Raw genomic sequence first — 19384 nt, 5'->3', positions numbered from 1 at the left:
ACAGTTAAGGGCGCCGATCGGCGCCCTTTTTCGTCTCGGGCGTCAAAGCAACGGCACGTTCAGCCGCGCGCCCTTGACGGTGATGCCGCCCCGGTTGCCGATCTCTATCGAGCCATAGCGCTGCCGGAAGCAGTCCGGCAGCGGACGGTCGCCGGGGACCGACAGCCACAGGCGCAGCATATGGCGCCGCTTGTCGGGATCCGGCCAATCGCGAAAGCCCATGCGGTCGTGAAGCAGCGAATGATTGTAGACGAACTGCATGTCGCCAGGCCGGAGCCGCATCGACAGGTTCAGCCTGACATCATTGGCAAGGCTGTCGAAAAGATCCAGCGCCTCGACATGGGCTGGAGTGAGGCGCATGGCATCGGGGAAGCGCTGCGCGCTGTCGATGTACTGACGCTGATAGATGCCGGTCAGCAGTCCGGCATGCCAGTTGAGCACCGGGATTTCGAAGTAGGGCTTTTCGCCTTCCGGGATCTCGCCACGCCGGTCGGTGGCAATCGGATCGAACAGCAGGCGGACCAGATCGGGCCGTCTCTTGCGCATCTCGTTGTAGATCGTCACCGTGCTCACCAGCAGGGACTCGCCGCCCTGCATGGCATCGCGCAGGCAGAGCAGGCCGACGACATCGGCGGAATCGGTGTGAAATGTCTGGCGTTCCGACGTCTGGTAGATGCGTGTCCTGGGGTCCTTGGCGTCGGCGCCGATGTCGCGGACATGGCCGAGTATATGGCCCTGGGCATTCTGGGACCGAGCGCTTCCCAGATGGGCGCCAACCCCGCGGAAGATCGTTGCCGCCATCTCGGTGGAATATCTCTCGACCGGGAGACCGCGCAGCACCTCGAAGCCAATTCCGGCAATCAGTTTTTCGCGAAGCGCGCCAAGGTGGCCGGCAAGCCGGGGCAAGGGGAAATCAGCCTTGGTCAGACTGCCGATATCGTGCGAGCCGGCGAGAAAGCCGGTTGCGGCAGCTTCCAACTCCGCGACGTCCTCTGGCTCCAGGTCGACCAGCCATTTTTCAGGATGCTTCGCCATGTCCTCGCCGATCCAGGCGGCGGGAATTTCGATCTGTTCCGGCGGCAGCTCTGATGTCTCGCGCATGAAGCTCTCCTGCGGCTGGATTGGCCCCGGATGGGGTATTGCCGGCCTGGGGGCCACGACGGAGATTGCCGCAATCCGGCGGGTTTTTAAACCGGCTTTACCTGAACGCCGCCGGCTGATTTGCGGTTGATGCCTGCCAGCGCCTTTGTTGTGTCGGCTGGCGGGAGGTCGCGCTCACTCGGCATTGGGTTCCCGCGCGGTAGCGCTTGCAGGATGTCGGCAGTGGGAGGATACTCCGGCGTCGGATGCATTTTCGGGCGACAACCCCGGAAGCCAGCCCCGGCCGAGGCCGTGTCGACAAGCCCATGGCCTGAGTGCCGTGCTCCGTGGCCCCGGAGAGAGGCCTACCATGACGACCTACATCATGCTGATGAACTGGACCGAGCACGGCGCCAAGAACGTGCGCGACTCGCCCAAGCGCCTCGACGCCGCCAGGAAGCAACTGGGCGAGATGGGAGGATCGTTCAAGTCGTTCTACCTGACCATGGGCGAATTCGATATGGTGGCGGTGCTCGAGGCGCCCGACGATGCGGTGCTGGCGCGTTTCGCGCTGATGCTGGCCGCGGGCGGCAATATCAGGTCGCAGACGATGAAGGCTTTCCCGGAGCTCGCTTACCGCGAGATCATCTCGTCGCTTGGATGACGGTATCCGCCTAGCGCAAACAGGTCGGCACGGTCAATCCCGCATCGGTCCATTGCGCGGCGATTGGCGGACGCCTGACAATCAAGAAGGACAAGGCCCGGCAACGGGTTTTGCCACCTGCCCAACGGGCGCCTCTGTGAAGAGTGGGCGCTGTTTCGCGACAACAGACGCGTCGGGCCGTCATGCATCGGAACTGAGGCGCGGACTTCCCTTGGGCGATCTCGCAAACCGTGCCTGGCGGTGTGGTCGATGACATGGCGTGCCACCATGATAGGGTGAGCCATGACCCATTCCCATTCGCATCTTTGGCCCGGCGTACCGCTTGCCCTCGGCTCAGCCGTCTTGTTCGGCGCGACGCCGCCCCTGTCCAAGCTGCTGCTCGACAGCGTCAATCCGTTCATGCTTGCGGGCCTGCTATATCTCGGCGCGGGCCTTGGCCTTGCCCTCTATCGCCTGTTGCGCGACCGGCAAGCCAATGCCGGCGAGGCGCGACTGGCCGCCGAGGATATTCCATGGCTTGCACTGGCCATCGGCATGGGCGGCATTGTTGGACCGGTCCTGCTGATGTTCGGCCTCATCCTCAACACGGCATCCAGTTCTGCATTGCTGCTCAACCTCGAAGGGCTGGCAACGATGGCGATCGCCTGGCTCGTCTATCGCGAAAATGTCGACCGGCACCTGCTTTTCGGTGCCTTTGCCATTCTCACTGGCGCTGTTTTGCTTTCGTGGCAAGGTAATGGCGTCACTTTCAACCTTGGCGCGTTGCTGGTCGCGGGGGCGTGCCTGGCATGGGGACTGGACAACAATTTCACGCGCCGGATATCGGCCACAGACCCGGTGGTGATCGCCATGCTGAAGGGGCTCGTGGCCGGTACCGTCAATGTCGGCCTGGCATTGATCGGCGGCGCCTCGCTTCCCGCCGCGCCGATTGTCGCCTCGGCGGCGGCTGTCGGTTTCTTCGGCATCGGCGTCAGCCTGGTGATGTTCATCCTTGCGTTGCGCCATCTCGGAACGGCGCGCACCGGAGCCTATTATTCGCTGGCGCCGTTCATCGGTGCCTTGCTGGCCATCGTCATGCTCGGCGATGCCGTGACGCTGAAGCTGGCGATTGCAGGGTTGCTGATGGGCGTCGGGCTCTGGTTGCATCTGTCGGAACGCCACGATCACGAGCATGAGCACGAGGCGCTGGAGCATGAGCACAGCCATGTGCATGACGAGCACCACCAGCATCATCATGACGGGCCGGTGACGGAGCCGCATTCGCACTTGCACCGGCATGCGCCGCTGCGCCACAAGCATCCGCATTATCCCGATCTGCACCACCGGCACGATCACGGCTGACACATGTCCAGGCCCGTGCTGACCGTCTGGTACAACACGCGCTGCCCCGTCTGCGATGCCGGCATCGGCCGGCAGAAGCGGCGGCTGGTCGAGGCGGTCAAGGCCGGTCGGATCGAATTCCGCGACATCAACCTCGAGCCGGATGCGCTGTCGTCGCATGGCGTCTCGCTGGAGGACATCCGCCGCCGGCTGCATGCGACCGACGCCCAGGGCAGGCTGCTGGTCGGTGCAGACGTGGCCATCGCGGTCTGGCTGATGACGCCTGGCGAGGGATGGCTGGCGCGCCTGTTCGGCAATCGGCTCATGCTGCCGCCGACCCGCATTGCCTACGATCGCTTCGCCGATCTGCTCTACGGCTGGAATCGGCGCAAGGGGCGCTGGTAGCCCACTCACACACCATCCATTCCTGCCGCGCCTGACGCGTGGACGCCACCGCTGGATAAGATACATCGTAAGATATATCTTGACTCATCGATGGGGTGTGCCTAATTAAGATATATCGTGAGATAGAACTCAAGGAGCAATCAATGCACAAGCACAATTTTGGGCACAATCATTCCGACCGTCATCATTTCGGCGAGCGCATGTTCATGCATATGGCCGGCAAGTTCGGTGGCAGGGGGGGCGGCGGCTTCGGCCCGTTCGGGGGCAGGGGCGGCGGCGGTCGCGGCGGCCCGGGGGACTTCTTTCGCGCCGGGCGCATGCTGGCCGACGGCGACCTCAAGCTGATCACGCTGTCGCTGCTGGCCGAGGCGCCGCGTCACGGCTACGACATCATCAAGGCGCTGGAAGAGCGCACCAGCGGCATCTACACCCCGAGCCCGGGCGTGGTCTACCCGACGCTGACCTTCCTGGAAGAGGCCGGCTATGCCGTGTCCTCGAGCGAAGGCAACAAGAAGGTGTTCTCGATCACCGAGGCCGGGCAGGCGCATCTGGCCGACAATCGCGAGATGATCGACGGCGTGCTCGATCATCTCGAGCGGTTCGGCCGCAAGATGGCCAAGGCCCGCGACTGGTTCGGCTGGAACGACGACGGCGAGGACCGTCGCGGCGGCCGCGGTGGCCGTGGCGAGCGCTCCGAAACGCGCGACGAATTCCGCGCCATCCGCCACCGGCTGCGCGCGGCACTCGGCGAGATCGTCGATGCCCCGGCCGAAAAGCAGGCCGAGGCGATCGCCATTCTGGAAGCCGCCGCCGAAGCGCTGGAAGCGCTGACACATCGCTAAACCCATGTTGCGGCGCGTCTCCTGAAGCGCGAAAGCTCAATATAAAAGCCCGGGGAGATCCGGGGTTTTCTCGTCAGGGCAGGTCGGCATCATTCCTTGCCGACATATTCACTGATCAGCTTCTCGTTGCGCGCCTTCTCGATCTTGGCGGTGGTCTCGGCGGAGATGCGCTCGTCGGTGCGGTACTTGACCAGGTTCACGAGGCTGCCGGTGAGCAGCAGGATGCCCATGGCCCAGTAGCCGATAGCAGGAATGAACCTCGTTCAAGACCTTTTTGAACGCTGTTCACGATACCCTGGATGTGGTAAACGAAGCGGCGTCGGGTCGAAAACAGCAGGTCATTCGCAAGGCGCGCTCATTCAGAAGGAAAAGCATGGCACTCGACAAGGAAGAGACGGGCGAGCGGGTGCTGGCCATTGCCGAAGCGCTGCTCAACGAGGGCGGCATGGACAATCTGAAGGCCAGGACCATTGCCGAACAGGCGGGCATCTCGGTCGGCTCGGTCTACAACCTGTTTTCCGATCTGGACGGGGTGCACCGCGCCGTCAACATGCGCCTGCTCGACCGGCTGGGGATCGCGGGCGCCGCGGCGATGGCCGAGCTTGCCAGGCGTGGCATCACCGACGTGCGCCAACGGCTGATGGCACTGGCAGGCGCCTATATTCGCTTCGTCGAGGCGCATCCCGGCAGCTGGCCGGCGCTGCTTGCCTTCAACAGGAGGCGTCCGGCGCTGACCGAGCCCGATGTCTACGAGGCGCGGCTCGACCAGCTGTTCGAGATCATCGCCAGCGTGCTTGCCGATGGCGGCTTCGATCTCGACGAGGACACGCGCCGGATCGCCGCGCGAACCCTCTGGTCAAGCGTACATGGCATCGTCACCAGCGGCTATGCGGCCAGGTCCGACCGCCGCCAGACCGATGAGATCGGCCAGCAGATCGAGCTCCTGGTCTCCGTCTTCATCAGGGGACTGGAACGCGGCGGCACATTCGCGCATGCTGGAGGGACAACGTCGTGAATCGCACGCGAACCGCGATCGCCGGCGACAGGGAGATTTGAGCGATGTCTTTTTTGAAGCGTCTTTTCGGCGGCGGCGGTGGCGGCGAAGCGGCCGAGCCTGGAAATGCCGCGCCCGCCAAGCAGGTCGAGCACAAGGGCTTCACGATCAGCGCCACGCCCTACAAGGCTGATGGCCAGTACCAGACCTGCGGCGTCGTCTCCAAGGAAGTCGACGGCGTGGTGAAGGAGCACAAATTCATCCGCGCCGACCGTTTCGCCGGGCTGGACGACGCCGTCGACATCTCGATCAAGAAAGGCATCCAGCTCGTCGACGAACAGGGCGAGCGGATTTTCGGCTAGGGCATGCCGTTCCCGAAGCGAGCCTGGGGTGCGCGTAAGAGGACCGAAACCCTCGAGCACCGCGGTCGAAGCGCTCGAGGTCTTACGTCAGCCGGGTTGCATCCAGACGGGTATTATCCACGCTTGTGGATGACGCCGTAAAGCACGTTGCGGTTCTCGCCGAAGTAGACCTGCGCGTCGACTGCGTTGCGGTCGACGCTGGCGTTGATGATGTTCCACATGTCGACCTCCGACCGCAGCAGCAGCACCCAGTCCATGAACGTTTCCCGGTAGCCGGCGTCAGGAGTGCCCTCGGCGTAGTTGGCGAACAGGAAGGTCCCGTTCGGCTTCAGCATCTGCAGGCAGGTCTTGGTGAGTTTCACGGCGACGTTGTGCTGGAGGTAGTCGTAAAGGCCGGAGGCATAGATGAGGTCGAACTTGCCGAGCTTGTGGCCTCTGGTGAGCACAGTGCGCACCGAGCCGTCGATGGCCTCGACCGCGGTGCCCTGGAAGTCGCGCGCGATCAGTCCGACGCTCTGGGGATCCTGGTCGAGCGCGACCCAGCGCTTGAGGCCGCCCTCGGCCAATGCGGCCGAACGGTTCGCCTCGCGCAGATGGCCGGCAGCGATCGCCAGGACTTCCGTTTCGGGCCCGTTCCTGGCCGCGGTTTCATCGACATAGCGGGTCAGCAGATCGCGGCGCTCGCGTGCGGCGACGCATGACGGAACGTTCTGGGTGTGGCTGTAAAGCGCCTTGCCGACCTCCGAGGCGCTTGCGACGCTCTCGGCAACATGCGGGTCGCAATAGATGTAGTCGAGCAACTGCGCGTCGCCGGAATAACCCCTGGGCTTGGTGAAGGACCAATGTGTCAGCGGATCCTCCAGAAAGTACTTCTGGATCGGGTGGTTCTGCGCCACCGGTATCAAGGCCTGCCAAACGTCGGGATGGACCTTGGCGCGCAGCGCGTTGAGAAGCGACAGCAGGCGGCGGACGATCTCGGCGGGAAATTTTTGCTGCTCGACCTGTTGCTGTGTGGCGTGGAGGATGAGCGCCAGCTCCGCGCGAGCGGTTTCGAACGCTTCGCCATGATGCTCGGGCTTTCCTCGACGGAGACCACCGGCGATCGCTTCAGCAGTAATCAGACTCTGGCCGTCGAAGACAGTTTGCACACCAAGGCTCCATAGTTAACAGTCAGTTAACTTATTGCGTAGAATACTCGATTTGCCAACGGCGGCTCCGTTGCATTCTATCGATATGATTAATTTCCCGCTAACCATATCAATTCTTTGGGGTTTTTGAGGGCGGGATTCCGGGTTCGAGTTAACGGAAACTTGTCCTGCGTCATTGCATTTGATCGCGCGGCAAGTCGTGTCGCGCCAAGGAGTCGGTCTGCGTTGGGGGCAGAAGCTGGAAAAGAGTTCGGAACGCGAAATGTCCTTCAGTCGGGATTTGTCGTGAACGAACGCGCGTCATCCGCAGTGGCCGATGCGGTGGATGCGGAACCGCCGCGTCAGGAGCTGGGGGCGGCCGAACTTCGAACCCTTTACCGCACGGAAGCCCAGGCGAAGCGAAGGAAGGAAGCCAGGCCAGGCCTCTGGATCGCCGTCGTCATCTACGTCTTGTTTTCGGCATCGGATCTGCTGCTGATACCCGACGTGGCCGCCCTTACGATCACGGCCCGCTTCGCTGTCGGACTGACTGCACTGTTGGTCCTGGAAGCACAGCTTCGCAGGGGAGCCGCCACCGACTGGCTTGACGTAACCTGCGCCGCGGCCATCATCTTTGGCTATATCGGCTGGCTTTGCCCCGCGTCCATGGGCGCGAACAAGGAAAGCGTCGCCTATTATATGGTCTTCGGCACCATTTTCATGATGAGTGCCAATCTCTTCTTCACATTCCGCTTCAAGGTCTCGATCATAACGTCGACGATAATTTTGTGCATCTTGTATGTGGTGAACTACTTTTTACCCGCTACGCTGATATACAAGATGGTCTTCGGCACCTTCTACGTTTCGTGCTTCACATTCACGTCCTATGTGAACTGGAAGCTGAACGAAGAACGCTACAACGTCTTCCTGAACGCGCTGGAAGCCAAGATCCAGCACAAGGAGGCGACCGAGCGCGGCAAGGCCCTGCTCAGGCTGTCGCGGACGGATCCGCTGACCGGGCTGGAGAACCGGCGCGCGATCGACGAAAAACTGCGCGACTATTGGAACGACTGGCAAAAGCTTGGCCACGGTTTCGCGGCGATCCTCATCGATGTCGACTTCTTCAAGAAGTTCAACGATTGCTATGGCCATCAGGAAGGCGACCGTTGCCTGATCCAGGTCGCCGATGCGCTCAGCGACCTGATCAAGCAACATGATGGCTCCATCGGCCGTTATGGCGGCGAGGAATTCATCGTCCTGGCCCGCATGGACAAGAAGGGCGAGGTCGCGGATCTGGCGGAAGCCATTTGCCGCACGATCGAGAACCTGGCGATCGCGCATGAGTTGCGCCGGGATGGCATCTCGATCGTGACGGCGAGCGTGGGCGCGGCGTTCACCAGGAAGCAGACCGCCGCCAAGCTGGAGAAGATCATCCACGAGGCCGATCGAGCGCTCTATCTTGCAAAAGCCAGCGGCCGAAACTGTGCCCGGCTGTTCGATCCGACCGATCCCCAGAGCAGCGACGAGAGCGAGAACCTGGCGGCCTTGCTGAAGATCGCCATTGGCCAGGACCTCGTTTCGCTCGTCTACCAACCCATCCAGGACGTCGCGTCGGGCGGGTTCGAGGCCGTGGAGGCGCTGATGCGCCTCAAGATGCTCGACGGCACCCTGGTTCCGCCGAGCCTGTTCATTCCCGTCGCGGAACGAACCGGCGCCATCCTCGAGCTCGGGCGCTGGGCAATAAGGACGGTGTGCGCCGAACTCCTGGCGCAGGATCACGTGCGCGTCGTCAGCGTCAACGTCTCGCCGATCCAGCTCAAGACGCCTGGCTTCGCGACGTCGGTCGCGACCATTCTGGGCGAGACCGGCGTAACCGGAAACAGGCTGGCCTTCGAGATCACCGAGGGGCTGGAGATGGAGATGCATTCCGACATCCTGCGCTGCATCAGCGACCTGAAGCTGCTCGGGATCAGGATCTGGCTCGATGATTTCGGGACGGGATTCGCCGGCCTTTCATGGCTTCGTCTCATCGACTTCGATACGGTCAAGATCGACCGCTCGTTCCTTCACGACTGCGGCACCCCCAAGGGCATGGCAATGCTGCAGGACATCATCGCGCTGGTCCGAAATCGCGGCCACAAGATCCTGGTCGAAGGGGTGGAGACCGAAGAGCAGATGGTCCTCATGCGCCAGTTCGGCATAGACAAGGTCCAGGGCTTTCACGTCGGCCGTCCCGCTCCGGCCGCGAATTTCCAGACCAAGCGGGCCATTCAAAAGCGGCCGTTCACGGTTCTCAAGTCGGCGTGACCGCGAGGTAGCATGGCTTGACCGGCCATTGGCCCGTCAAGCCCGTCTGCCCTCTGGCGACGATTGCAGTGCGGCGATGCCTATGCCGTCTGCAACGCCCTGCGTGGCAGCGGCGGGAAGGCGATCGCTATGCCCGCGGCACCCAGGCCGATAAGCGCCGAGCCGATGAACAGCCAATGGTAGCTGGCATAGGCGTCGAAGATCATGCCGCCGGCAAGCGGCCCTAGCGCCATGCCGAGGCTGGAGAGCATGGTGGCGGCGCCGAATACGGTGCCGAGGATGCGCTGGCCGAAATATTCGCGCGCCAGCACCGCGTAGAGCGGCATGACGCCGCCATAGGTGGCGCCGAAGATGACGGCCAGCAAATAGAACTGGTCGAGTTGGCTGATCGAGAGATAGGCGGCAATGACGATCGCCTGGATCGCCAGCCCGGCGATCAGCACCGGCTTCACCCCGAGCCGGTCGGCCAGCACGCCGTAGAGCAGCCTGCCGCCGAGGCCTGCCAGACCCTCGACACTGTAGATCGAGACAGCGGCCATCGGGGCGACGCCGCACAGCATGGCGTAGCTGACCATGTGGAAGATCGGGCCGGAATGGGCCGCGCAGCAGGCGAAGAAGGTCAGCCCCAGCACGATGAATTGCGGCGAGCGCAGCGCCTGGCCGACCGTGAGGCCGGCGCCTTCGGCGGCGTGTGATGCGGCGGCACCCGAGGCGACAGGCTTCGGCGGCTGGCGCACCAGAAGCACGGCGGGCAGCAGAAGCACCCAGGCCAGGATGCCGATGTCGAACATGGCGCTACGCCATTCGTAGGCGGAGATCAGCCAGCGGGCGAGCGGCGAGATCGTCATCGGCGCCACGCCCATGCCGGCCGAGACCAGCGATACGGCCAGTCCGCGATTGGTGTCGAACCAGCCTGACGTCAGCGCGATCATCGGCGCGAAGAAGGCGCTGGCCGCGAGCCCGACGAGCACGCCATAGGTGATCTGGAAGGTGAGAAGCGAACCGGCGCGGCTTGCCAGCACCAACGCCAGCCCGAGCAGCACGGCGCCGATCGTGACGACGATACGGGCGCCGAACCGGTCGGACAGGGCACCCCAGGCGAAACCGCCAAGGCCCATCACCAGGAAATTGAGTGTCATGGCGCTCGAAATGCCCGCGCGCGACCAATTGGTATCGAGCGCCATGGGTTCGAGAAAGATCGCCAGCGAAAACATCGTGCCGATGGCGACACAGGACATCAGCGCGCCAGCCGCGACGATGACCCAACGGTAGGAATGGTTCATGGTTTTCTCCCATGCCGGAACGCGGTCTTGTGGTGGGACGGTCCAGCTTCGCCGTGCCCTTGCGTCCGAAGGACGCCGGCACCAGCGCCCATCCTACAATCCGGTTGCATTTTTTATCCAGTCTGGACGTTAGGGCTTTGACGGATACAGACCCTTGGATTTGCGCTGGCTTGTCCTAGATCGGCAGTTCCGATGTGTATTTGATCGTCTGGCTCGGTACGTCGGTCTTGACGTTCTGCACGCCCTTGATGCGGCTGAGATGCTCCGACTGGAAGCGCCGGTAGTCATCGATGCCGGCGGCCACGACGCGCACCATGGCGTCGCAGTCGCCGAGCATGAGATAGCACTCCATCACTTGCGGCAGCTTGGCGACCTCGGTGGCGAAATGTTCGATCGTGTCCTCGTCCTGTGCCTTCAGCCAGATGCGGGTGAAGAAGGTGAGGCCCTTGCCGATGCTGGCCGGATTGATCACGGCGACATAGCGGTCGATGATACCGGCTTCCTCCAGGATCTTGACGCGCCGCAGGCAAGGCGAGGGCGACAGGCCGACCTCGTTGGCCAGATCATTGTTGGGCATGCGGCCGTCTCGCTGCAAAGCCCGCAGGATGCGTTTGTCGATGTCGTCGAGCTTCATGGCGTTGAATTCCATTTTCCTGCGGCTTCGTAACAGTGGATGCCAAAATCTGACGAAAGACAACAATATCCGCAAGCAAATTGCGAAGAGCTGTAGGTATGTTTTGCCCCTGACACCACGGGATTTTCAAACGCAGGGCAGGCGGCTGTGGGGCCGCCCAATGGCAGGGTATGAGCATTTCACAGGCAGTCGAGACGGTCGGCAATGGTTCGGGATCGGAGTTTCGCCGTGGCGTGGCATCCTGCGCGCCGGTGCTGCTCGGCACCATCCCCTATGCGCTGGTGCTTGGCGCCCAGGCCGTGCAGAAAGGGCTGAGCACGGTCGAGTTGTCCATGATGACGGGGCTGAACTTCGCCGGCGGCTCGGAATTCGCGGCGGTCCAGCTGTGGACGTCGCCGCCGCACATCCTGCTCATCGTCGCCATCACCTTCCTGGTCAACAGCCGCCATCTGTTGATGGGAGCGGCGCTCGCGCCGTTCCTGCGCGACCTGCCGCGGCGCAAGGTGTTTCCGGCGCTGTTCTTCCTATGCGACGAAAGCTGGGCGCTGGGCCTGGCCGACGCCAAACAGCGCGCCGCCGCCGGTGTCGCACCGGCCTTCAGCCCGCGCTATTACATGGGTGCCGCGCTGGCGATGTATCTGACCTGGGTAGCCTTCACCACGCTGGGCGCCTTGCTCGGCCCGATGCTGGGCCATGTCGAGACCTACGGTTTCGACATGGCGTTTCCGGCCGTCTTCCTGGTGCTGATGCGCGGCATGTGGAAGGGCGTCGCGGCGGCACGGCCCTGGCTTGTCAGCCTGGCCGTCGCGGCGCTGGTCTATCTCTTCGTTCCCGGCGCCTGGTATGTCGCGGCGGGCGCGGTGTCGGGGCTGGCCGCGGCCTGGCTGATGGCGGGTGATGCATGATCGACGCAGCGACCCTTCTCACCATCGTGCTGATGGCCGGCGTCACCTATCTGACGCGGATCGGCGGCTATGTCGTGCTGCGCAACCGCGTGCTCAGTCCCCGCGCCACGGCAGTGATGGAGGCAGCACCCGGCTGCGTGCTGATCTCTGTCATCGCGCCGGCCTTCGTGTCGCGCAATCCCGCCGATCTCGCGGCATTGGCCATCACCTTGGTCGCCGCGACACGGCTTTCCATGCTGCCAACCGTGCTGATCGGGGTCGCTTCGGCCAGCCTGTTGAGGCATCTGATCGGCTAGAACGAAAAAAGCAGGCGCGAACGCCTGCCTTTGACAAACCATGGACCGAGAGTCTTACGCTGCAGCCGCGACATCACGGCTGGCGGCAACCAATGCATCGACCGTGGCCGTAGCCTTGGCGAGCGCGGCATCCACCGCGTCAGGTCCCTTGGAGACGCCCTCGATGCGGATGACGTCGACATCGGTCATGCCGATAAAACCGAGCACGCTGCGCAGGTAGGGGACGGCGTGATCGAACTGCACGGCCGCACCTTCGGAATAGATGCCGCCGGAGGCCAGCACGATGTAGACCTTCTTGCCGGTGACGAGACCCTTGGGGCCGTTCTCGCCATAGGCAAAGCTCTTGCCGGAGCGGGCGACGTGATCGACCCAGGACTTCAACGTCGAGGAGATGTTGAAGTTGATGAAGCCGGTGGCCAGGATCACCGTGTGGGCGGCGAACAACTCGTCAAGCACGACATCGGAAACGCCGACCACTTCGGCCTGGCGCGGGGTGCGGGCATCGGCCGGCGTGTAGATGCCGGTCGCATAGTCGGCATCGATATGCGGCAGCGGGTTGGCGACGAGGTCGCGCACGACCAGCGTGTTCGACGGGTCAGCGGCGAGAAGCTTCTGGGCGAACTCGGTGGCGATGCGGGTCGAGTGCGAGGCAGCGCCGCGCGGGCTCGAGGTGACGAGAAGAATGGACATAGCGGGTCTCTCCAGTGGGATGAATTGTCCCGCCATATATGGGGCATCGACCAATCAGATAAACTGGGATATTTTCGATACGATCCATCCATAAAGTAGATACAACGATGCAGCCCAACCCGACCCTCGACCAGCTCCAAATCCTTGTCGCCGTTGCCGATACCGGCAGTTTCTCGGCAGCCGGCCGCAAGCTCAACCGCGCGCAATCCGTCATCAGCTACGGTATCGCCAATCTCGAGGCGCAGCTCGGGCTGAAGCTTTTCGAGCGCGAGGGCACGCGCGAGCCGCAACTGACCGAGATCGGCCGGGCGATGCTGGAAGACGCGCGGCGCATGATTGGCGTGCTGCAGCGCATGCGCTCGCGCGTCGACGGGCACCATCACGGGCTGGAGGCCGAGGTGGCGCTGGCGGTGGACGTATCATTGCCTTCCCCCGTGCTGGTGCGGGTGCTCAAGGCATTCGAGGCGCGGTTTCCGACCGTGATGCTGCGCCTGTATATCGGCACGCTCGGTCTCATCCCCGATCTTGTCGTCAGCGGACAGGCCGATCTCGGCATTGGCGGCCTGCTAGGCGATGTCGACGTGCATCTCGTGCGCATCGGCTTCATGTCGCTGGTGCCGGCGGCAGCGCCCAATCATCCGCTGGCCCTGCTGCCGAAGCCGGTGGCGCTCGAGGATGTGCGCGAGCATACGCAGCTTGTCGTGATCGACCAGTCCGAGCGCACCAAGGGACGCGATTACGGCGTCTTCGCCTACCGCACGTGGCGACTGACCGACATGCGCACCAAGCACATACTGATGCGCGAGGGGCTCGGCTGGGGCGGGCTGCCGCGCTGGCTGATCGCCGACGACCTGGCCAGCGGCCGCCTGGTGGAACTCGACCTCGAACCCTACAAGGAAGTGAGTTCGCCCCTGTTTGCCATGCACCGCAACGATCGCAGTCCAAAGCCGGCGGCGGCCTGGCTGATCGACCGGTTCAAGCGCGGGCTCGGCTGCTTCAACGAGTTCGAGCCGGGCGAGGTGCCCGAAGAGGAGCCGGACACCGACGGTGATGCGAACGCCGGCGGCTGAATCCTGGAACTCAGCCGAAAATCATTCGATCTGCGTCACCCCGGAAACCACGAGCTGCGCCGTACGGGCGGTCAATTTTCCGCATTTGCGCAGTGTCGGTTTTTCATAGGTCCTTTTCATGTGTCCATCCCAAATGTGAGCTCGCAAGGTGGGTGAGCCAGCCACAACGGGATTGGACGGTTTCGGTTGCCTCGCCATTGCATTCTCCGCTGCGTACAAGGACACGATCACCTGCCTTTCGGAGACTGTTGGGGAACTCCACGCTTCACAGCCGGTCGCGATAATGTCCTTCCACTTTGCTGGTCGTCGCGAAACCAATGGGTCGACCTCCATCTTCTGGTCGCCTCCCATCGCTAAGCCCTGCCGGACCAACGGCACGCGCCTCAGTCGGACTTTCCCAGACCTTTCAGGATAAAGCGAATCTGCTCGCGCAGGCCAGCTTCGTCATCTTCGCCGTGTCGAAGGCGGTGCTCGATCAGAATCGGGTGGAAAAACGGCGTGAAGGCGGTCTTGACCGCGCGCGCTGCTTCCACTGGATCTTCGACCTTGAATTCCCGTGTTTGGATGCCCTCGCGGATAATCGCTTCGAGGATCGTTACCACCCGCTCGGTATGCGCCTTGATGATCGCGCAGTTGTTTTGCATGGCGGCGACAATCATCTCGTGCATGCGCCTTTCCTTGACCAGTGTGGTCTTGCTGTGATGGTGCATCGCGGTCAGGAGTTGGTCGAGTTTCTCCGGGGCCGGCGCGCTCGTGCATGCGATCGCAGAGGCGATCCCGGCGACCTCGTTGACGACCCGCCCGCAGACGGACTCGATGATCGCACCCTTGGAGGGGAAGAAACGATAGACGTTTGCCGTGCTCATGCCGAGTTCGGAGGCGATATCAGCCACCGATGTCTTATGGGTGCCGAGGCGGCGAAACTGCTCGTCCGCCACAGCCAGGATGCGCGCGCGCATCTCGTCGGGATCAGTTCGTGTTCGAACTGGACGGTTCATGCATGTCTCCAGAATTGATGAAGCGAACCGGCCGGACTCGCGTGGACGATCGTCTGTAAGCGGCAAGTTCGTGCCGTTGGCCTGTGTCCAGGCAGAGCCAACGGGCAAGAATTCGAACCGTCTCCTGCGACAACGGAGCCCTACTCGGCCGCCATTGCTGCCGGCACTTCCGGTTCCTCCGTTGAATTCTCCTGGACCTCATCCGTGGCCGGCTTGATCCGGAACCACGCGACGTAGAGTGCAGGGAGGAACAGCAGGATCAGCACCGTGCCGGCAGCCGTGCCGCCGATCAGCGTGAACGCCATCGATCCCCAGAAGACGGAGTGCGTGAGGGGGATGAAAGCCAGAACGGCGGCAAGTGCGGTCAGGATCACCGGCCTTGTGCGTTGCACCGTGGCCTCGATGACCGCCTGATAGTCGTCAAGACCGGCGGCACGGTTCTCCTTGATCTGTTCGGTCAGGATCAGCGTATTGCGCATCAGGATACCCGCCAGGCCTATCAGGCCCAGGATGGCGTTGAATCCGAAAGGCTGGTTGAAGGCCAGCAACATCGGTACGACGCCAACGAGACCGAGAGGTGCCGTCAGCATGACCATCGCCATCGTCGAGAAGGATCGCACCTGCAGTATGATGACGATCAGCATGGCGGCGAGCATGGCCGGAAAGACCTTGCCCAGCGCTGTGTTGGCCTTGGTTGCCTCCTCGATCGATCCACCCATTTCGATGCGATAGCCGGCAGGCAGGGATTGAATCAGCGGCTGAAGGGCCGTCATGATCTGCTTGGAAACCTCTGGAGGCTGGGTCGCCTCATTGATGTCCGAGCGGATCGTGATGACGGGTGTGCGATCGCGGCGTTTCAGGATCGGTTCTTCCAGACGAACTTCGGAGTGACCGATCTGGTCGAGTGGAATCTGGCGGCCCTCCCGGCTCATCAGCGAGAAATCCGCCAGACGCGATGGATCCAGTCGCTCGCCGCCGGCGCTGCGGGCCACGATGGGGACGTTGCGGATGTCCTCGCGGACCTGCGTGACCGGGATGCCGGTGAGGAGGAACTGGAGCTGCTGGGCCACTTCCGCCGGCGACAGGCCGATAAGGTTCAATCGGTCCTGATCCGGGATGAAGCGCAGTACCGGCGTGCGATTGCCCCAGTCGCGATTGGCCTGCCGCACGTCCGGTACGCCGCGCATGATGTCGAGAGCTTTTTCGGAGATGATGTACAATTGCCGCGGGTCTGGCCCCATGACCCGGAACTCGACCGGGAACGGCGTGTAAGGTCCGAACACGAGTTGCGTAACGCGGATGTTCGCTTCAGGGGCAAGCCCTGTCGCAACCGCTTCACGGAGCCTGTGCTTCAAGGCCTCGCGCGCGTCCGCGTCCGGTGTCAGGACGACGATCTTGGCGAAGGCGGGATCAGGCAATTCGGGCGCCATGGCGAAGAAGAAGCGGGGAGCGCCCTGACCGACATAGCTCGTGACGATCTTGGCCTCGGGCTGGCCGCCAAGCCAGTGTTCCAGTTTCTCGACCGTGGCGGTCGTCGTCTCGATGCTGGTGCCCTCCGGCAGGCGAACCTCGACCAGCACTTCGGGACGGTCGGATGTCGGGAAGAACTGCTGCTTGAGACCGCTCATGCCGACAACCGAAAGCGCGAAGACGATGCCGACGGCAGCGCAGGTCACGAACTTGTGGCGCACGGCAAAGGTGATGAGCCGGCGGAGGCGCCGATAGTTCGGTGTGTCGTATATGGCGTGAACGCCGCCTTCGACCGGTTTGATCGCGGGCAGCATCTTGACGCCCATATAAGGGGTGAAGAAAACCGCGACGACCCAGGAGACGATGAGGGCGAACCCCACGACCCAGAAGATGTTGCCGGCGTATTCGCCGGCCGTCGAGCGCGCGAAGCCCACCGGCAGGAACCCCGCGATCGTCACCAGCGTGCCCGACAGCATCGGCGCCGCGGTGTGGCTCCATGCATAGGCCGCCGCCTTGATGCGATCCATGCCCTCTTCCATTTTCACCACCATCACCTCGATGGCGATGATGGCGTCGTCGACGAGGAGGCCCAGCGCCAGGATGAGGGCACCGAGCGTGATGCGGTCGAAGAACCGGCCGGTTTCCAGCATGATGAGAAACACGACGGCGAGCGTCAGCGGGACGGCGGCCGCCACGACGATGCCGACGCGCCAGCCGAGGCTGAGCAGGCTCACCAGCAGCACCACGCCAAGCGCCATCGCGAATTTGATCATGAACTCGTTGACCGACGAGCCGATGTTGACGGCCTGATCGCTCACTTTGGCCAGCGTCATTCCGAGAGGCAGCGTCTGTGCGATCGCTGCTGACCTCTCCTCCAGTGCCTTGCCGAGTTCAAGACCATTCCAGCCCTCCTGCATCACCGCCGCGAGCATGATGGTCGGCTCACCCTGGTGACGGATGACGTAGGTGGCAGGATCCTCGTAGCCGCGCCGGACCACGGCGATGTCGGAGAGCTTCAACGTCCGTCCCGCGGCGACGATCGGCGTGTCGGCGATCGTCTGGACACTGTCATAGGCGCCGTCGACCCGGATGAAGACCTGCGGCCCCTCTGTGTCGATCGAGCCCGCCGGTGTGACGGTGTTCTGCCGCTGCAGGGCAGCGACGATATCCTGCGCCGACACGCCGAGGGTTGCCAGCTTGGCATAGGAAAACTCGACGAATATCTGTTCGGGACGTTCGCCGAGGATGTTGATCTTCTTGACGCCGGGCACATGCAGAAGGTCCTGGCGAATGGTCTCGGCCTGTCTGGCGAGTTCCCGCATGGGCAAGCCCTTCGCCTTAAGGGCGTAAAGAGCGAAACTCACATCGGAATATTCGTCGTTGACAAAGGGGCCGAGCACGCCGGGCGGCAGGTTGCGGGCTTCATCCCCGAGCTTCTTGCGGGCCTGGTAAAATTCCTCCTGCACGCTGGATGGCGGTGTGCTGTCCTTCAGCGTGACCGTCAAATAGGCATAGCCTGGCCGTGTCGTCGTCTCGACACGGTCGTACCAGGTCAGCTCCTGAAGTCGCTTCTCCAACGGTTCGGCGACGAGGTCCTGCATCTCGCGCGCCGTCGCGCCCGGCCATACCGTCGTGACCGTCAGGGTCTTGATGGTGAAGTTGGGATCCTCCGCACGTCCAAGCATGAGGAAAGCGTAGGCGCCGGCGGCGACCAGCAGAATGATGAAGAAAAGGGTAACGGCTCGCTCGCGAACGGCGATCGCGGAAAAATTGAGGCTCATCAGTTGCTCCTGTTTTCAGAGGCAGTCCTGACGCGAGCGCCTTCCTGCAGGAGATGAGCACCGAGCGAAACGATCGAATCGCCCGAGCTCAGCCCGGAGATCACGGCGGTTTCGCTGGTTACACGAACAAGCTTGACGGGCCGAAAGTGTACGGTCGAGGTTGCGCCGTCCAAACTCCAAACGCCGGTCTTCTGACCATCGTCCAGCACGGCTCCGAGCGGCACCTGGACTTCCGTTTGACTTGCCTGGCTTGCAAGCCGGATGGTTACCGTCGCGCCAAGCGGTGCTGCCGCGGCCTCACCATCGAGCACATAACGGGCCTCATAGGTACGAGTCTGGGGATCGGCAGCGTCCGACAACTGCCGGAGATGCGCCGTAAAATGCCGCCCATCGCCCCCATACAAGCCCGCCTCGGCTACCGAGCCGATCGCCGGCCGGATCGTTTCGGGAAGCGTGACCACCGCCTCACGGGGGCCGGCGTTCGCGATCCGAACCACGGTCTGTCCCGCGGCGACAACCTGTCCTGGCTCGCCAAGCGTTTCGACGACGGTTCCGTCGGCGTTCGCGTCCAGGACGGAATAGGCCGCCTCGTTTTCCGCGACCTTCGCTTCCGCTTCGGTGGCGGCAAGCTGTGCAGTCGCGGTATCGAGTGCTGCCTTCGCCTGCTCGTAACGCTGCGGGGTTGCGGCCAACTCCTTCTTGACCAGAACCGCATAGCGCTTCTCGTCCGCACTGGTCTGAACCAGGACAGCGCGCGCAGCCGCGACAGCGTTGCGCTTGGCGGTGAGGGCAAGGGCAAGATCGGTATCATCGATCCGCAGCAGCGGTTGGCCCGCCTTGACCTGTTCGCCGACATTTACAAGGCGCTCGATGATCTTGCCGGGTACGCGAAACCCAAGATTGCTCTGCACCCTCGCGGCAATTGTACCCGTGAAGCCGCGTTCGGATCCTGTCACCGCCACTGCCGTCACGAGTCTGACGATCGGTGCTTCCTGCCTCGGGTCAGCCACGACGGCGGCTGCCTGTGTGCGAATGGGAAGCGTGACGAATGCAGCCACCCCAAACCCCGCGACCAGAACGCTCCCCAGCCCAATAATGAGTTTCTTTTTCATGCCCATCGCCTTCTGTGAAAATAGATTGCATTCGTACTCTATAA

Annotated in this window: 20 protein-coding genes and 1 pseudogene; 12 read left to right on the top strand and 9 right to left on the bottom strand. The window is 63.0% G+C overall.

Going from position 1 to position 19384, the window contains the following annotated elements; all coding sequences use genetic code 11:
* Positions 1-42 precede the first annotated feature (42 nt).
* A complete protein-coding gene (locus tag FJ936_RS04445; protein ID WP_140789529.1) occupies positions 43-1101 on the bottom strand; it encodes a TauD/TfdA family dioxygenase in 1059 nt (352 codons plus the stop codon).
* Positions 1102-1450: 349 nt separating this feature from the next.
* Between FJ936_RS04445 and FJ936_RS04440 the strand changes: the two genes are divergently transcribed.
* The 6 genes and pseudogenes from FJ936_RS04440 to FJ936_RS04420 all read left to right on the top strand — a co-directional run bounded on the left by FJ936_RS04440 (position 1451) and on the right by FJ936_RS04420 (position 4311).
* Positions 1451-1744, top strand: a complete 294-nt coding sequence (locus FJ936_RS04440; RefSeq protein ID WP_140789527.1) for a GYD domain-containing protein — start codon at positions 1451-1453, stop codon at positions 1742-1744.
* 61 nt (positions 1745-1805) lie between these two features.
* Positions 1806-1884, top strand: a pseudogene (locus FJ936_RS31245) (hypothetical protein); the annotation flags it as partial.
* Positions 1862-2023: a DUF333 domain-containing protein gene (locus tag FJ936_RS31240; protein ID WP_224529547.1), complete on the top strand. Its 162-nt coding sequence runs from the start codon at positions 1862-1864 to the stop codon at positions 2021-2023. The pseudogene FJ936_RS31245 and the gene FJ936_RS31240, both read left to right, overlap by 23 nt.
* A gap of 3 nt (positions 2024-2026) precedes the next feature.
* Positions 2027-3085 carry a DMT family transporter gene (locus tag FJ936_RS04430; protein WP_140665057.1) on the top strand — a complete coding sequence of 353 codons (1059 nt, stop codon included), beginning with the start codon at positions 2027-2029 and terminating at the stop codon, positions 3083-3085.
* Between the two features lie 3 nt (positions 3086-3088).
* Positions 3089-3469, top strand: coding sequence for a DCC1-like thiol-disulfide oxidoreductase family protein (locus FJ936_RS04425; RefSeq protein WP_181171208.1), 381 nt, complete (start codon positions 3089-3091; stop codon positions 3467-3469).
* 143 nt (positions 3470-3612) lie between these two features.
* Complete coding sequence (locus FJ936_RS04420) at positions 3613-4311, top strand: PadR family transcriptional regulator (protein ID WP_015316222.1); 699 nt, start codon at positions 3613-3615, stop codon at positions 4309-4311.
* An 89-nt stretch (positions 4312-4400) separates the two neighbouring features.
* Here the strand turns inward: FJ936_RS04420 and FJ936_RS30430 are convergent, their stop codons facing one another.
* On the bottom strand, positions 4401-4541 hold the full coding sequence (locus FJ936_RS30430) for a hypothetical protein (protein WP_181171500.1): 141 nt from the start codon (positions 4539-4541) through the stop codon (positions 4401-4403).
* Positions 4542-4684: 143 nt separating this feature from the next.
* Between FJ936_RS30430 and FJ936_RS04415 the strand changes: the two genes are divergently transcribed.
* Entirely contained in the window at positions 4685-5326 is a 642-nt protein-coding gene (locus FJ936_RS04415; RefSeq protein ID WP_140793268.1) for a TetR/AcrR family transcriptional regulator, read from the top strand.
* 44 nt (positions 5327-5370) lie between these two features.
* The gene (locus FJ936_RS04410) at positions 5371-5667 is read left to right on the top strand and encodes an HlyU family transcriptional regulator (protein ID WP_015316224.1); all 297 of its coding nucleotides are present in this window, start codon (positions 5371-5373) and stop codon (positions 5665-5667) included.
* Positions 5668-5780: 113 nt separating this feature from the next.
* On the opposite strand, the gene FJ936_RS04405 is transcribed toward FJ936_RS04410, so the two are convergent.
* On the bottom strand, positions 5781-6815 hold the full coding sequence (locus tag FJ936_RS04405; protein WP_015316225.1) for a class I SAM-dependent methyltransferase: 1035 nt from the start codon (positions 6813-6815) through the stop codon (positions 5781-5783).
* Between the two features lie 285 nt (positions 6816-7100).
* Between FJ936_RS04405 and FJ936_RS04400 the strand changes: the two genes are divergently transcribed.
* The gene (locus tag FJ936_RS04400) at positions 7101-9101 is read left to right on the top strand and encodes an EAL domain-containing protein (protein WP_140793270.1); all 2001 of its coding nucleotides are present in this window, start codon (positions 7101-7103) and stop codon (positions 9099-9101) included.
* 80 nt (positions 9102-9181) lie between these two features.
* On the opposite strand, the gene FJ936_RS04395 is transcribed toward FJ936_RS04400, so the two are convergent.
* Both FJ936_RS04395 and FJ936_RS04390 read right to left on the bottom strand, forming a co-directional pair.
* Positions 9182-10384, bottom strand: a complete 1203-nt coding sequence (locus tag FJ936_RS04395) for an MFS transporter (protein ID WP_141906176.1) — start codon at positions 10382-10384, stop codon at positions 9182-9184.
* Between the two features lie 175 nt (positions 10385-10559).
* Positions 10560-11018: an Lrp/AsnC family transcriptional regulator gene (locus FJ936_RS04390; RefSeq protein WP_140793288.1), complete on the bottom strand. Its 459-nt coding sequence runs from the start codon at positions 11016-11018 to the stop codon at positions 10560-10562.
* A 170-nt stretch (positions 11019-11188) separates the two neighbouring features.
* On the opposite strand from FJ936_RS04390, the gene FJ936_RS04385 reads away from it, so the two are divergent.
* Both FJ936_RS04385 and FJ936_RS04380 read left to right on the top strand, forming a co-directional pair.
* A complete protein-coding gene (locus FJ936_RS04385) occupies positions 11189-11923 on the top strand; it encodes an AzlC family ABC transporter permease (RefSeq protein WP_140713806.1) in 735 nt (244 codons plus the stop codon).
* A complete protein-coding gene (locus tag FJ936_RS04380) occupies positions 11920-12219 on the top strand; it encodes an AzlD family protein (RefSeq protein WP_015316230.1) in 300 nt (99 codons plus the stop codon). The genes FJ936_RS04385 and FJ936_RS04380 overlap by 4 nt, the downstream gene beginning before the upstream one ends.
* A gap of 54 nt (positions 12220-12273) precedes the next feature.
* Here the strand turns inward: FJ936_RS04380 and FJ936_RS04375 are convergent, their stop codons facing one another.
* Positions 12274-12909 (bottom strand): FMN-dependent NADH-azoreductase, encoded by a 636-nt coding sequence (locus tag FJ936_RS04375; RefSeq protein ID WP_141906175.1) that lies wholly within the window; start codon positions 12907-12909, stop codon positions 12274-12276.
* Positions 12910-13016: 107 nt separating this feature from the next.
* Between FJ936_RS04375 and FJ936_RS04370 the strand changes: the two genes are divergently transcribed.
* Positions 13017-13979, top strand: a complete 963-nt coding sequence (locus tag FJ936_RS04370) for a LysR family transcriptional regulator (RefSeq protein WP_015316232.1) — start codon at positions 13017-13019, stop codon at positions 13977-13979.
* A gap of 383 nt (positions 13980-14362) precedes the next feature.
* Here the strand turns inward: FJ936_RS04370 and FJ936_RS04365 are convergent, their stop codons facing one another.
* The 3 genes from FJ936_RS04365 to FJ936_RS04355 all read right to left on the bottom strand — a co-directional run bounded on the left by FJ936_RS04365 (position 14363) and on the right by FJ936_RS04355 (position 19340).
* Entirely contained in the window at positions 14363-14977 is a 615-nt protein-coding gene (locus tag FJ936_RS04365; RefSeq protein WP_140727057.1) for a TetR/AcrR family transcriptional regulator, read from the bottom strand.
* Positions 14978-15117: 140 nt separating this feature from the next.
* A complete protein-coding gene (locus FJ936_RS04360; protein WP_140665892.1) occupies positions 15118-18228 on the bottom strand; it encodes an efflux RND transporter permease subunit in 3111 nt (1036 codons plus the stop codon).
* Positions 18228-19340: an efflux RND transporter periplasmic adaptor subunit gene (locus FJ936_RS04355; RefSeq protein WP_140617807.1), complete on the bottom strand. Its 1113-nt coding sequence runs from the start codon at positions 19338-19340 to the stop codon at positions 18228-18230. The genes FJ936_RS04360 and FJ936_RS04355 overlap by 1 nt, the downstream gene beginning before the upstream one ends.
* Positions 19341-19384: the final 44 nt, after the last annotated feature.

It is taken from the genome of Mesorhizobium sp. B2-4-13 (assembly GCF_006658535.1).
In the GTDB taxonomy this organism is placed as follows: Bacteria; Pseudomonadota; Alphaproteobacteria; order Rhizobiales; family Rhizobiaceae; genus Mesorhizobium; species Mesorhizobium australicum.
The sequence above is the reverse complement of the archived record's forward strand: the minus strand, read 5'-3'. Positions and strand labels throughout refer to the sequence as shown.

Coding starts and splice junctions, on each gene's coding strand:
- FJ936_RS04445 (WP_140789529.1), bottom strand. CDS start 1,101: ATGCGCGAGACATCAGAGCTGCCGCCGGAACAGATCGAAATTCCCGCC.
- FJ936_RS04440 (WP_140789527.1), top strand. CDS start 1,451: ATGACGACCTACATCATGCTGATGAACTGGACCGAGCACGGCGCCAAG.
- FJ936_RS04430 (WP_140665057.1), top strand. CDS start 2,027: ATGACCCATTCCCATTCGCATCTTTGGCCCGGCGTACCGCTTGCCCTC.
- FJ936_RS04425 (WP_181171208.1), top strand. CDS start 3,089: ATGTCCAGGCCCGTGCTGACCGTCTGGTACAACACGCGCTGCCCCGTC.
- FJ936_RS04420 (WP_015316222.1), top strand. CDS start 3,613: ATGCACAAGCACAATTTTGGGCACAATCATTCCGACCGTCATCATTTC.
- FJ936_RS30430 (WP_181171500.1), bottom strand. CDS start 4,541: ATGGGCATCCTGCTGCTCACCGGCAGCCTCGTGAACCTGGTCAAGTAC.
- FJ936_RS04415 (WP_140793268.1), top strand. CDS start 4,685: ATGGCACTCGACAAGGAAGAGACGGGCGAGCGGGTGCTGGCCATTGCC.
- FJ936_RS04410 (WP_015316224.1), top strand. CDS start 5,371: ATGTCTTTTTTGAAGCGTCTTTTCGGCGGCGGCGGTGGCGGCGAAGCG.
- FJ936_RS04395 (WP_141906176.1), bottom strand. CDS start 10,384: ATGAACCATTCCTACCGTTGGGTCATCGTCGCGGCTGGCGCGCTGATG.
- FJ936_RS04390 (WP_140793288.1), bottom strand. CDS start 11,018: ATGAAGCTCGACGACATCGACAAACGCATCCTGCGGGCTTTGCAGCGA.
- FJ936_RS04385 (WP_140713806.1), top strand. CDS start 11,189: ATGAGCATTTCACAGGCAGTCGAGACGGTCGGCAATGGTTCGGGATCG.
- FJ936_RS04380 (WP_015316230.1), top strand. CDS start 11,920: ATGATCGACGCAGCGACCCTTCTCACCATCGTGCTGATGGCCGGCGTC.
- FJ936_RS04375 (WP_141906175.1), bottom strand. CDS start 12,909: ATGTCCATTCTTCTCGTCACCTCGAGCCCGCGCGGCGCTGCCTCGCAC.
- FJ936_RS04370 (WP_015316232.1), top strand. CDS start 13,017: ATGCAGCCCAACCCGACCCTCGACCAGCTCCAAATCCTTGTCGCCGTT.
- FJ936_RS04365 (WP_140727057.1), bottom strand. CDS start 14,977: ATGAACCGTCCAGTTCGAACACGAACTGATCCCGACGAGATGCGCGCG.
- FJ936_RS04360 (WP_140665892.1), bottom strand. CDS start 18,228: ATGAGCCTCAATTTTTCCGCGATCGCCGTTCGCGAGCGAGCCGTTACC.
- FJ936_RS04355 (WP_140617807.1), bottom strand. CDS start 19,340: ATGAAAAAGAAACTCATTATTGGGCTGGGGAGCGTTCTGGTCGCGGGG.